This window comes from Nostoc sp. (assembly GCF_041747015.1).
In the GTDB taxonomy this organism is placed as follows: domain Bacteria; phylum Cyanobacteriota; class Cyanobacteriia; order Cyanobacteriales; family Nostocaceae; genus Nostoc.
Genome location: NZ_JBGTFY010000211.1, coordinates 24,712 through 37,892 on the forward strand (window position 1 = coordinate 24,712; position 13,181 = coordinate 37,892).

Genomic DNA, 13,181 nt, shown 5'->3' on the forward strand with positions numbered 1-13,181 from the left:
CTGTGCAAATTAAATTGCTGTTTGCGATATACGATTAGACGGAATCTGTTTAAAAAGCTCTAACGTATCATTGCTTGACACCCTTGCTAGATTATTCAACCATACACTGGCGGCTGAATTTGCATAATACTGTTGTGCTTCACGAAACACATCAAAAGTCTTGAGGCGTTTTTTATCACCAAAACTAGAATAAATCAAGGAACTACATTTTTCGGCATACCTTGTGACAGATTTGTTATTAAGCTTTAAGTATCGTTTTTCATCAGACAGTTCCCGACCCATCCTGGAGGCGTGATCATAAGTTGGTGCTAAATAAATTTTCTTTTCCAAACTTATGAATGCCCAATTTTCATGGTGTCGATCACTGTTCCCGATCCAAGCATCTAAGAGTAAATACCCGATAAAAATCTCCATTGCTTGACTAATTCCCTTTGGCGGTGTCCAGTTGATGGGTAAATTCAACGCAGCATTTCCGGGGGAACGTCAATGATCGGAAACTGCTCTGGCATAATTTAACTTGTCTAAATTCCTAAAGCCGTTTTAATGTTTTGCACAATTACTTGAGGCGGCTCGGAAATATCTATAGATGTAGCATTATCTGGCTCTTCAAGAGCATCAAATTGGCTTTTAAGAAGTTTTTCGCTCATAAAGTGATTATGGCGCTCCTGCAACCGCTTTTGAATGATCTCAAAAGAACTCTTGAGGTAAACTATTTTGATCCGATAGCGATCGCTATCCAATACAAGAAATTGGCGATAGCTATCTTTTAATGCCGAACACGCTAACACGACATTTTTATCTTCTTGTAGCCACTGAGCGATCGCTGTTTGCAAAGCTAACAACCACGGCATTCTATCCAAATCGTTTAAGGGAATACCGTGGTGCATTTTATCAATATTTTCTGGTGAGTGGAAAGCATCAGCGTCCCTAAATTCCCAGTTTAATGAATCCGCTAGCAATAGCCCAATAGTAGTTTTGCCGGAACCAGATACACCCATTAACAGAATAATCATAGACCGCTATTTGAGCGAAATTTCATCTAAAAAGACCGTCGGTAAAGGTACAGTATAGGATGAGCGATCGCCCGATTCAAGGCTGTTGCTCAAAGCCCGCAGTTGTTTAACAAAACAGAATTCAGGAGTCAGGAGCCAGAATGGGCTAAACCTTAGCTATCCGCTAACAGAATTGAATTCTGTGTGATGGTTACTGAGCTTGCCGTAAAGCCTGCGGCATAGCTACGCTTAGGGCGCAGCCTCTCGCAGAGAAGTACTAGCAGATAGCGCAGCTGTACTGAGTCCGTAAGCGTCTTGATTCTGACCAGAGGCGATCCGCCTCCGGCTCCGCTCCTGAATTCTGACTCCTGTTAGCGATAGCGGGGCGATTAGCCCATTCTGACTCCTGAATTCTTCTTCAATATCTCCAAGTTTAGCGTTAGCCTTTGAAAATGATATCGTACAGTGACAGCAGAATCTCCACCACAATCAGAATCACCACATACCACTCTACTCGCTCACTACTGCTATGCTGCATAAACTCCAGCACCGTTTGTGCGGTTCGGGAAATTAGCTCTAGTTTACGTTCCAGAGCGTTGTGACGCTCCCGGATTTCGTATTCATCCTCCAAACGCAGATATAAGTTTTCTAGCTGTGGGGAATCCCAAAGCAACTCCGGTTTATCGATAATTTCTACTCGACCCACAATTTTATGTTGAACTAACAGGGTAGTCCCAAGTTGACGCAGTAATTCCCGACTCTTGCGCCTACTCCTGTTTTGACGCTGGAGACTAGCTGCAAAGGGTTCAATTTGATCAAATACAGCCGCTAAACTAGTTTCATAATGAGACAGCACAACACTCTTAGCGAGAATATCAGCCACTATCTGCAAGCGTTCTAGACTAAATTCATGCAGCAAAATTTTTCCTTCCTTAACTCGCTCAGTCTCCGCAACGTTAAGATGAACTTCTACTTCTTCTGTTTCCGGGTTCGCAAAAGAGTCACTAACTTGAGAGGATAGTTTGGTCAAAAAGGCTACCTTTTCCCCAGGCTCAAAGTTAAACAGCACAATTGCACCATAGCCCAACAGTACCGCACAGCCGTGTTCACCGACTGTAACCATTACTGGCATAGCCGCCAAGCAAACGTAATTCTCCAATGTTTGTAGGTTAATCTCTTTACCAAGGAATAGGGCCTGCGCTTTAAAGCTATCTCTGTCATTAAAAAGGAGTTTCTGCATTGTCGCCCTATACTATATTTTGCCTGTTAATCTATGGGGGTAGCGGTGTCTACGACGGGCTACGCCTACGCAATTAATCCAGCGTTGTTGGAGATCACTGCAATCTCAGCTTAACAATAAACCTATCCAGCACTGCTGAAGGTGCGTTTGTATTCTGGCGACTACTTACCCTTAGCTCAAACAGAAAGCGAGCAAAGACATTTTCAAAATATAGGAATTAAAGGGTTATATCATGTCCGCTTGATTACTTATTAAATCGGGAGAACCCCACCCCGCCAAAGCTGTGCTTTGTCTCCCCTCCCCGCAGGCGGCTACGGTGTACACACAAGTTTTTTTGAATCGCATCTTTGTTGCATCGACTCGCATCTTTGTTGCATCGACTCGCATCTTTGTTGTATCGACTCGCATCTTTGTTGTATCGACTTACATCTTTGTTGTATCGACTCGCATCTTAGTTGTATCGACTCGCATCTTAGTTGTATCGACTCGCATCTTTGTTGTATCGACTCGCAAAAAATAACTTACCCGACGTTATGCAGTAACTCTAAAAGATTTGTGTGTACACGGTAGCCGCTTGCGGGGAGGGGTTCTTTTATTATGGGTAATCTGGCGGACATGATATGATTGATTCTGAATTCTTCTATAGATTTCCAGAAGTTATTGATACAGTTATTCTGATGTGTGGCGCGAATGTCGTCATATACTGCACGTATTTCGTCGCTAGCTTCTTCGTGTTAGATCAGCTTAGTCAGGTTTCCATTCTTAAGAGTTAAGTAATGGGGTGCTTATTTGAAGTCGTGGATAAGATAAAGGAGTAACGTAGCTCCTCACATACAAGTAGCAATGACCTCTACTCTGGACAAACTTACTCGTCTTAATGCCCCAAACTTGCATCAGTTGCCCAATGGTTTGACAATCATCGCGGAGCAGATGCCAGTTGAAGCCGTAAATCTCAGCTTGTGGATTAAAGTTGGCTCATCTGTCGAATCTGATGCCATTAACGGTATGGCTCACTTTTTAGAGCATATGATTTTTAAGGGAACAGAACGACTTGCTAGCGGCGAGTTTGAACGCCGAATTGAAGAGCGAGGTGCTGTTACCAATGCCGCTACTAGCCAAGACTATACTCATTACTATATAACCACTGCCCCTAAAGATTTTGCCGAGCTTGCCCCATTACAAATAGATGTAGTATTTAATGCGAGTATTCCTGACGATGCCTTTGAACGTGAGCGATTAGTAGTGTTAGAAGAAATTAGGCGTTCAGAGGATAATCCCCAGCGACGTACATTTAGGCGAGCGATGGAGACAGCCTTTGATGAGCTACCCTATCGCCGTCCGGTATTGGGGCCAGAATCAGTGATTGCTGAACTTAAACCCCAGCAGATGCGGGATTTTCATACTAGTTGGTATCAACCTCAGTCAATTACTGCTGTGGCTGTGGGCAATTTGCCCGTGGAAGAATTAATTGCAATTATTGCTGAAGGATTTACAAAAGTCACTCCCGACTCCCGACTCCCGTTCGGCTACGCTCACGGCAAGCCAACTCCCCATTCCCCACTTAATCCTGAATCTCCATTTACAGAAATTGTCCGTCGAGAATTTATAGATGAAAGTCTGCAACAAGCTAGACTAGTTATGGTTTGGCGGGTTCCAGGAATGACCCAGCTAGAACGCACCTATGGATTGGATGTTTTAGCAGGAATTTTGGGACACGGACGGACATCAAGGTTGGTGCGAGATTTACGAGAAGAACGGGGATTGGTTTCCTCAATTTCAGTAAGCAACATGAGCAATCAGCTGCAAGGAACATTTTATATTTCAGCTAAATGTGCAGTGGAAAATTTAGCTAAAGTAGAGGATGCGATCGCTCAACACATTGGCAAACTCCAAACAGAGTTAGTCACAGAATCAGAAATTGCTCGTGTACGGCGGCGAGTAGCGAACAGATTTATTTTTGGCAACGAAACACCAAGCGATCGCGCTGGGTTGTATGGTTATTATCAATCTTTAGTGGGAGATTTAGAACCCGCATTTAACTACCCAGCTAGTATTCAGAGCCAAAATGCAACTGACTTGATGCAAGTAGCCAAAGAATATCTTTGCCCAGATGCTTATGGTGTAGTTGTTCTCAAGCCGTAAATTAAAAATAGGGCATTGGGAAGATGATTAATAACCAGTACCCAATGCCCAGTTACTAATCTAAAATTTAAAATTGTATGATGTGGACTGAAATCGACGCGCATATTAGCCAGGTGACTGGTGAAAAATTTCAGAGTCAGCAGCGGCGATCAGTTGGTGGCGGGTGTATCAACCAAGGTTATGCTGTTTCCAATGGTGAAATTACTTACTTCGTTAAGCAAAACCTTGCATCCCAAGTTGCCATGTTTGAGGCTGAGGCGTTGGGTTTAGAGGAAATGCTAGCAACAGCTAGTATTCGCCTTCCAAAACCTATTTGCTGGGGTGTGGCTGGTAATTCTAGCTACATAGTTTTGGAGTGGTTAGAACTTGGTAGCGGTAACAGCAATTTATGGGAAGAAATGGGGCGCAAGTTGGCAGCGATGCATAAACCTAGCAGCAGTCAAGATTTTGGTTGGAAAATTAACAATACTATTGGTTCTACGCCGCAAATCAATACTTGGACAGCAGACTGGACAGAATTTTATGTTAAATATCGCTTGGGTTATCAATTTCAGTTAGCAAGACGACGAGGGGGTAATTTTCCTGAACAAGACAAGGTATTAGCAACTATCCCTGAACTATTGGCAGATCATCAAGTGCAACCTTCTTTAGTACATGGCGATTTATGGGGCGGAAATGCTGGGTGTACTATGTCAGGAGAACCAGTGATATTTGATCCAGCAACTTATTTTGGCGATCGCGAAGTTGATATCGCCATGACAGAATTGTTTGGTGGCTTCCCAGCAGCATTTTACAAGGGCTACAACGAAGTGTTTCCTTTAGATACAGGCTATGAGCAGAGAAAAACGCTCTATAACCTGTATCACATTTTGAATCACTTCAATTTATTTGGGGGTGGTTATGGTTCCCAAGCCAACCGGATGATTGACCAAATTTTACGCTAAGTACAGGATTGCAGAAACTTGGAAAAGTAGACGGTGGCGCAGTATTGAACAATTCAAAGCCCATCAAAGAGGCTGGGCGATCGCTGCTATTCTAATTGGAGCGCCTATTAGTATTATGTTATGGGTTCGAGCGATCGCCTAGCGGAACAATAATTAACTAAAAGGTTTAACAAATGGTTCAACTCCTTCAAGGAAAAGATATCACCCTAGCCCAACTTATTGATGAATTTGGTCTACAACTTGCAGACAACGAACATTTTTTTTCAGAATGGCAGGATGATTTACCTGAGTTGACTGACTTAGAAAAGCAATCTCTTAACGAAGTCAAGACAGAATATTTGCATCTATCGAAATATCCTATTTTGGAACCTGTAGTTAAAATGGTGGTGCTATCTCCACTATTACGTCTAGCAGGTTTCTATCAACCGCCTTTCTACATCGCCTCAGAACAAGAGGTAAAAATCTCTTCTGAAGACGAAGGCACGATTATTAGAGGACGTATTGACATCTTGGCGTTCCATCCTCCATTTTGGGTTCTGGTTATTGAGGCAAAACGAGCAGAATATTCTTTAGAGGTAGCAATTCCTCAAGCATTAGCTTATATGTTGGCTAATGCTGGTAATGATAAACCTACCTATGGTTTTGTAATCAATGGTCGGGAATTTCAATTTATTAAGTTGACGAAACAGGGTACACCTAGATATGCATTATCTTACACACTGTCACTAAATCGTGGCGATGATCTACATACTGTTGTCAAAGTGTTAAAACGCATAGCTCATTTAATTCGTAATTCGTAATGTAGGGTGCCTTAGGTTTTTGGCTAACGCACCATCCCAATACTTTCGGTATTTTATGCTGATTTATTATTAAATTGTTTAGCTGTAGATAATCAATAATGTTTTGAAGTGGCCAAAGCTTTATCCTCAAGAATAATTTAATATTATGTACTTTGACGCTAAACCGAAAAGTATTGTGTTTTAAGATTAGTTACAACAAAAAAGCGCCCCCCATTTCTAGAGGGCACTTTTTATTTAGCTAATACGAAGTATTAACCGTTGATAGCAGGAGCAGTCAAAGCTACAGGAGAAACTTCACCAGCAGCTAAGTCTAGGGGGAAGTTGTGAGCGTTGCGCTCGTGCATTACTTCCATACCCAAGTTAGCGCGGTTGATTACGTCTGCCCAAGTGCTGATGACGCGACCTTGAGAATCAAGCACGGATTGGTTGAAGTTGAAACCGTTCAGGTTAAATGCCATCGTGCTGATACCCAAAGCGGTGAACCAGATACCGACGACAGGCCATGCTGCGAGGAAGAAGTGCAGTGAACGGCTGTTGTTGAAAGAAGCGTATTGGAAGATTAGACGACCGAAGTAGCCGTGAGCTGCAACGATGTTGTAAGTTTCTTCTTCTTGACCGAACTTGTAACCGTAGTTTAACGATTCGCTTTCGGTTGTCTCACGAACCAAGGAAGAGGTTACTAGAGAACCGTGCATTGCGGAGAACAAGGAACCACCGAATACACCAGCCACACCTAACATATGGAAGGGGTGCATCAGGATGTTGTGTTCTGCTTGGAACACAATCATGAAGTTGAAGGTTCCAGAGATACCCAAAGGCATACCGTCAGAGAAAGAACCTTGACCGATTGGGTAGATCAAGAATACTGCACAAGCGGAAGCCAAAGGCGCACTGTAAGCTACACAGATCCAAGGACGCATACCTAAGCGGTAAGAAAGTTCCCACTGACGACCCAGGTAGCAAGCGCAACCGATCAAGAAGTGGAAAACTACCAATTGGTAAGGGCCACCGTTGTACAACCACTCATCTAAGGAAGCTGCTTCCCAGATTGGGTAGAAGTGCAAGCCGATGGCGTTGGAAGAAGGAACAACTGCACCAGAGATGATGTTGTTTCCGTAGATCAAAGAACCTGCAACTGGTTCGCGGATACCATCGATGTCCACAGGAGGAGCAGCGATGAAGGCAATCACGAAGCAGGTGGTAGCAGCTAACAGGGTAGGAATCATCAATACACCGAACCAACCAATATAGATCCGGTTGTCGGTGCTGGTGATCCACTCGCAAAAGCGATCCCATACGTTAGCGTCAGAGCGCCGTTGTAAGGTTGTGGTCATTGTTTTATAAGTGCTGTATGTTATTAAAAAATGGAACAAGCGTATTTATTTTCGCCTGTTGAATTACAGTTTAGATGAATTTACTTTGACTAATCTGTAACTTAATATTCTGTAACATTATTCTTTAATAATCTCATCGAAATGTAAAGTTTTTCTACTATTCAGTAATAATAAATTGAGGTTTTATTAAGCCATTCCAGCGCCAAACTAGCTGTAACTTTAAATGATGCGATCGCCTAGTTAATTTCATTTACACTTCTTTACAACTAGCCTGTAGGAAAAACTTTAATTATTGCTGATTTGTAACGAAATAATAAGTTCTATTTTGTCTAATGTTTCAGTGTTGGGGAATTTTAAAAATCAAAGTATATGTAGGGCAAACTACCTTCAGGAGCTAATAACCAAACAGCGTAGAAACATAGGGGGACGAAGACAAGCTTAAGAGGCCAGTTAAACTCTAACTTCAGCATTCGGTTGAAGGCATAGACTATAGTCATCAGGGCAGCTAAAGCTAGAAGTATCCAAGTGAGTTGGGATTGGCTCATATTTAAGGCTTCCACATAGACCTTTTGAGCAAACTGGGCGTCAGCAGGATAACCCCAAAGATGCCGAATTACCAAAGAAGAGTCTTGGAGATTAGGTAGGCGAAACCAAATCCAAGAGGTAAAAACCATCAGTTGCGTCAATAACCAAGCGACAAAGATACCCAGAGGATTTTGCCAGAATTGTGCCAAATTTTCAAAGCGATCGCTCATAATATCTGTAAGTCGATGAACCGCCAAGGCTAACCCGTGGAATATGCCCCAAACTACATAACCCAAAGCAGCACCGTGCCAGATACCGGCGATTAACATCACAATAAATAAATTCCAGCAGGTACGGACTAAACCTCGACGGGAACCACCCAAAGGAAAGTAGACATAGTTACGTAGCCAATCTCCTAGAGTCATGTGCCAGCGCCGCCAAAATTCTGCAATATTGGTGCTGAAGTAGGGAAAATCGAAATTTTCAGGTAAAACCAAGCCGAAAAGTAAAGCACTACCACGGGCAATATCTACGTAACCGTTGAAATCTAGATATAACTGCAAGCCGTAAGCGAATGTACCTAACCAAAGATCGGTACTACCGGCGCGTTGGAGATTACCAAAACATAAATCGACGAAAATTCCTAGATGGTCTGCAAAAATACCTTTTTTAACTGCGCCCCTAGCAATCAACCACAGCGCCTCAGCTATTCTATCGGTACTGGGGAAGTCTAATGTATTGAATTGATTCGCTAAGTTGTGATAGCGCGTAATTGGGCCCGAAATCAGTTTGGCAAAGAATAGTTTGTAGGTGGCAAATTTGAGAAACTGCTCAGTAGCAGGGGCACCGCGATAGACATCTATTAAGTAGGCAATGCATTCAAAGGTGAAAAATGAAATTCCCAAGGGTGCAATCAATTTAAAAGAGCTATCTGATGAGTTTGTTTGCACATGAAAAACAAACTTGAATAAAGGAGTCAGATACTTAAAAGTTAGTAACAGTAAAACATTTAGACTTATACCCAGCCACAAAAGTTTTAGACGACGAAGATTCCAGTCCCCTTGGGCAAATTGCCACTCTTCATTAGAAATTTGCCAGTCACGAGAATGTTTTCCTGGTGATGTATTTTTCCCAATCTCCAGCCCCACACGGAAATTAATAAATGTCAATGCTAAGAGTAATGGTATGTACTGGATATGCAAAGATGCGTAGAAAACCAAACTGGCAATTAGCAGCGTCCACAATCGCAATTTCTGTTGTCCTAAAGACCAGTAAATTCCTAATACACTCAACAAGAACAGCCCATAGAAAATTGATATAAAGTTCATTTTTTAGTCATTTGTCATTGAACATTGGGCATTGGGCATTTGTCATTTGTTATTCTCCTTGTATCCCCCACTCCCCATTTCTTACTTTGCTGGCCAAGGAATCATTGGGTCATTAGCCAGTTTTTTCGATACTTCGTATGCTCCAAAGCGGTTGAGGTGACTAGGGTCAGAAAAGTAGTCATTTGCTTTTATCCACTGTTGGCTCAAATCACGATAAATAAAGTTGGGATTAGTAGCCAAATACAACATATATTGCTGAAATTCTTGCTCATGTTGTTTACGCACTGGATCTAAATAATCTCCTGTCATCGGCATATTGACAAACACTAAGGAAATTTTCTGAGACTGGGCAAACTGAAGCACTTCTTGAAAGGCAGCATCTTGCTCTCCTTCTACTTGGAAAGATTTATAGTCGTTGTCGTAATTTCCGGGAACTCTAGAATGTTTTTGATAGTATCTAGCGGGATTGAAGCGAATAGACAAAGGTAGAAAACCATCAAAGTCAACTGCTTGTTGGGAAGTACTCTCATCTGAAGTACCGTCTGTTAGCTGTCTCTCTGATGCAACTGGCTGATTAGAACTAAGTGTAAGCAGTTGTTTTTGGAGTAAACTTTTAATTTGGTCGCGGTTTTGATAGGTAGCAGAAACAGATGCCAGAGCTTGATTTAATGACTGATTGACAGCTTGATAGGGACTAAACTCCGATTTTTCTTCACTTGTCTTTTGTGTTCCCGAATGTACCGTATTTTTGGGCAAATCATTGCTATTTTCAGTTGTTGGCGTTTTTTGGAATGCTTGTTTATAACCAGCTGATGCAGCGATCGATTTAAAGGTAATATCCTCGCGTCCACTGTTGAAAGCACGGGCACCATCTGCCCAAAGAATTATTTTAGGCAGTTCTGATGGTTCCAGTACCCGGCGAATCACAAAGTCTACAACTTGGGCGGTAGCACCGTTGATCCCAAAGTTAAACACGTCAATATTTGGATAGCTCTGAGTTCCTAAAGCTTTAGAAAGTGCTGCTGGATCTATTCCCCTGAGGGCGCGGGAGGAGCCAATAATCAACACATCAGGCGGACTACCAGTGCTAGCCAAACGCTGTTTATACAGTACTAGTTGCTCGTCTAACTGCCTGACATTGAAGCTTGGCATCTGCGATCGCGCTGCTAAAAGAATAGCGGTAGCGGTTGCTTTTTCCTTCAGTGGTGCGGCTGCCAAATTCTTGATCGGGGTATCATCATTTTGGGTAAATTCAGAAGCATTGAATGCAGAACTCTGATTTGGAGACGATTTTGTCTTAGAGGTGTTGGTAAAAAATGTCGTTTTCTGACTCTGATTTTTCTCAGAAGATGATCGGGGCGAGATATTGCTGGGCGTAGTGTGGGCGATAATTTGACCCAATACCCAATCAGTTTGGAGGGTAAGTAATAATCCCAGTGTTCCCCAAACCAAAGCAGTTTTGAGCCCTTGAACATTAGGGTTATGTTCCGCTAACTGGTGGCTTTCGGTAAATAGCTGGCTTTTCAACAGTAATTTTTTCGCTGTTGCACTCGCCGTTGTCATCCAATCTCGCGCTACTTCTGTCACAAAACTTTGAACTTCCTCTGTCGTCAAGTCGGGGCGCAAAATTGGCTCACCACTCTCAGAGGTTACCAGATCGTTAACGTATTTAGAAGTAGCAGCAAATTCTGGGGTTGCTTCTGGCACTAAACGTCGGCGATGCTCAAGATCAAGCCCATAGTGCCAAAAAGGTTCTTTATTCCCGGCACGGCGGCCGTAGACACGTATCCCCATAATACCGGGAATTTTTAACTGGCGGATAAACTGGGTAATTTTGTTTGCTACTTGTTCACGCCCTGGACAAACAGGTGCATCACACATGATGTGCAATAAATCATTTTTGTTCAGCAGGAGGACGCGAATTCCACCTGTCAATAGCCGCCAATCCAAGTCAGGATTGAGTAAACGCTCAAGTAAAAATATGATCGCTGGTTGATCGCCAGTATTCGCCAACTCTAGCGGTGATGTGGCAAAAACGGGATGCTTTGTAGCGGGTAAAGCCAGCCAATCAATCCAAGTGGGTTGCTTGTCGCCTGCTTTTTGTCCGTATACGGTGGCGGCGAGAATGCCTTGGGGAGCGATCGCTTCTAACTGGGGTAAAATTGCCTCTAAGCACACCACCTGATCTGGGATTGGGGCGATTCCTAGAGGGTCAAAAGCTGGGGTACAAAAGATATGTAGCGTTGATTCTTTCAGAGAAGCTTGGACAGCAACTTTTAACCCTGATAATACCTCAGTTAATAATCGAGCGATCGCTTGCACATCCCCCCAACGCGCCCACTCCTTCAGCATTACCTCTGGTGGGGTCAAATCCACCCTTAGCAGCCAATCAGGCGCAGTCTCGCCCCTCACCTGGGAAACAATCACTGCATCTTGGTAGCCGGAAAGTTTGAGATAACGCAACTTCTGCGCTATCGGTTCAGCAAGCAACGAGGCATCAGGGCTATAGCTTGATTGGCAAAATATCCACAAGCGAGTTTCTTCTGGCTGAGAGTTCTTTGGCTTATATGGCTTAATCTTTGCCTGTACTGACACTCCCAACAGACTCAGAGTTTCGCCCAGATAGCGAGCGATCGCCTCTGGGTTGCCAAGGCGAGCCAAACTCTCGTTAGAGACAATTAGCGCCCCACCCGGTTGGATTGATTTTTTCGAGTCTATTAACAGGGCTTGCTGTACCTGCTCAATGTGCCTATCGATTTGATTCAAGTAAACCCGATGGCACCATTTGGGGCGGTGTTCCCCTTTTGTGCGGCCGTAGACGAATACTTGGTATATTGAGGGTTGTTCGTTGCTTGTGAGGATATCCAAGTCTGTTTGCTGTAGTGCTTGTAGCAAGTCAGACAAAGTATGCCAACGCTGCGGACATTCTGTACCTTCGCAAAGAATATGAAGGTCATTTCCCCGCAACCGGACTTTCACTCCCAAAGTGTTAATCCCTGTTGCTTGGCTTACCCACTGCACTAAAGATTGCTGGCGATTTGGTAGTACTGTTTTCATGGGAAATTAACTTTACGGTCAGCGATTGTTGGGAGATAGTGCTTGCACTTGTAAACTAGAACCATAGGTCTATCACACTCCGGCGGTTTTTTTTAACAATTTTGTTACCTTCGGAGCTTGCAAAATCGGCAAAGATAGTCTTGTAGGGTTGTAAGTCGGATTGATATTAAGTTTTGCGTTTATTTTACTCATCTTCTCACAACCAATAATTACCAATGCCAGCAACCAACCAACAGCCCTTACCTAACCCCGCGTCCAATTTTAATCTGTTTAGCATTCCTCAGTCTTTCCTCTTACAAATAGGTACAGCGTCTATAGTACTGCTCCTGATTACAGAAAAAGCTACAGTAAAAGCACTGGAAGCTATAGGGGAAGCCAGTGAAGAATTATTTCGAGGCGATCGCCTACCTAACCTCGACTTCCCAGAGGAACACGAAACTAATCCAGATGAAAATACATACACCAAATAATTATTTGCTCAGGAACAACCCGGTGAGCATTTAAGAGTGCTGAGTTCCGAGTGCTGAGTTGTGAGTTTCGAGTGCCCAGTTGTAAAGACCACCTACAAAGATATTTGCTCTTACCAAGTACATGATTGCTAAATACCTCTTAATTCACTCAGGACTCAGCACTCAGGACTCAGCACTAATTGTAGTAAACAGTAATTAGCTTTACAAAAATAGAGAATATGGGTTCCCTTTTATACTCTTCGTCTCAAACTGCGGATATATACCCGGTGTCGGAATTATTTTTGCGTCATCGTCTCCAGGTAGTGGAAGAATTGTGGGAGTCAGTTCTCCGGCAAGAATGCGGTCAAAA

Annotated in this window: 11 protein-coding genes and 1 pseudogene; 6 read left to right on the plus strand and 6 right to left on the minus strand. The window is 43.1% G+C overall.

The genetic code is table 11. The features are described from left to right. Positions 1 to 9 precede the first annotated feature (9 nt). From ACEW80_RS17460 to ACEW80_RS17470, 3 genes are all read right to left on the minus strand, one after another. Positions 10 to 462 (minus strand): hypothetical protein, encoded by a 453-nt coding sequence (locus tag ACEW80_RS17460; RefSeq protein ID WP_373527807.1) that lies wholly within the window; start codon positions 460 to 462, stop codon positions 10 to 12. A 59-nt stretch (positions 463 to 521) separates the two neighbouring features. Next, positions 522 to 1,013: a gluconokinase gene (locus tag ACEW80_RS17465; protein ID WP_373527808.1), complete on the minus strand. Its 492-nt coding sequence runs from the start codon at positions 1,011 to 1,013 to the stop codon at positions 522 to 524. A gap of 418 nt (positions 1,014 to 1,431) precedes the next feature. Beyond that, positions 1,432 to 2,232 (minus strand): RMD1 family protein, encoded by an 801-nt coding sequence (locus ACEW80_RS17470; RefSeq protein WP_373527809.1) that lies wholly within the window; start codon positions 2,230 to 2,232, stop codon positions 1,432 to 1,434. Positions 2,233 to 2,548: 316 nt separating this feature from the next. Here ACEW80_RS17470 and ACEW80_RS17475 point away from each other — a divergent pair, with 316 nt between their 5' ends. From ACEW80_RS17475 to ACEW80_RS17495, 5 genes and pseudogenes are all read left to right on the plus strand, one after another. Next, a complete protein-coding gene (locus ACEW80_RS17475) occupies positions 2,549 to 2,752 on the plus strand; it encodes a hypothetical protein (protein WP_373527810.1) in 204 nt (67 codons plus the stop codon). Between the two features lie 323 nt (positions 2,753 to 3,075). Then, the gene (locus ACEW80_RS17480) at positions 3,076 to 4,374 is read left to right on the plus strand and encodes a M16 family metallopeptidase (protein WP_373527811.1); all 1,299 of its coding nucleotides are present in this window, start codon (positions 3,076 to 3,078) and stop codon (positions 4,372 to 4,374) included. A gap of 80 nt (positions 4,375 to 4,454) precedes the next feature. Continuing rightward, on the plus strand, positions 4,455 to 5,318 hold the full coding sequence (locus tag ACEW80_RS17485) for a fructosamine kinase family protein (protein ID WP_373527818.1): 864 nt from the start codon (positions 4,455 to 4,457) through the stop codon (positions 5,316 to 5,318). Positions 5,319 to 5,337: 19 nt separating this feature from the next. Continuing rightward, positions 5,338 to 5,460: pseudogene (locus ACEW80_RS17490) on the plus strand (serine/threonine protein kinase); the annotation flags it as partial. A 31-nt stretch (positions 5,461 to 5,491) separates the two neighbouring features. Next, the gene (locus ACEW80_RS17495) at positions 5,492 to 6,118 is read left to right on the plus strand and encodes a type I restriction endonuclease (RefSeq protein WP_373527812.1); all 627 of its coding nucleotides are present in this window, start codon (positions 5,492 to 5,494) and stop codon (positions 6,116 to 6,118) included. 251 nt (positions 6,119 to 6,369) lie between these two features. Here ACEW80_RS17495 and psbA read toward each other — a convergent pair whose 3' ends face one another. From psbA to ACEW80_RS17510, 3 genes are all read right to left on the minus strand, one after another. Then, the gene (gene psbA, locus ACEW80_RS17500) at positions 6,370 to 7,452 is read right to left on the minus strand and encodes a photosystem II q(b) protein (RefSeq protein ID WP_373527813.1); all 1,083 of its coding nucleotides are present in this window, start codon (positions 7,450 to 7,452) and stop codon (positions 6,370 to 6,372) included. 353 nt (positions 7,453 to 7,805) lie between these two features. Next, positions 7,806 to 9,305 (minus strand): MBOAT family protein, encoded by a 1,500-nt coding sequence (locus tag ACEW80_RS17505; RefSeq protein WP_373527814.1) that lies wholly within the window; start codon positions 9,303 to 9,305, stop codon positions 7,806 to 7,808. 81 nt (positions 9,306 to 9,386) lie between these two features. Continuing rightward, the gene (locus tag ACEW80_RS17510) at positions 9,387 to 12,362 is read right to left on the minus strand and encodes a DUF1574 domain-containing protein (protein ID WP_373527815.1); all 2,976 of its coding nucleotides are present in this window, start codon (positions 12,360 to 12,362) and stop codon (positions 9,387 to 9,389) included. A gap of 215 nt (positions 12,363 to 12,577) precedes the next feature. On the opposite strand from ACEW80_RS17510, the gene ACEW80_RS17515 reads away from it, so the two are divergent. Further along, on the plus strand, positions 12,578 to 12,832 hold the full coding sequence (locus ACEW80_RS17515; RefSeq protein WP_373527816.1) for a hypothetical protein: 255 nt from the start codon (positions 12,578 to 12,580) through the stop codon (positions 12,830 to 12,832). Positions 12,833 to 13,181: the final 349 nt, after the last annotated feature.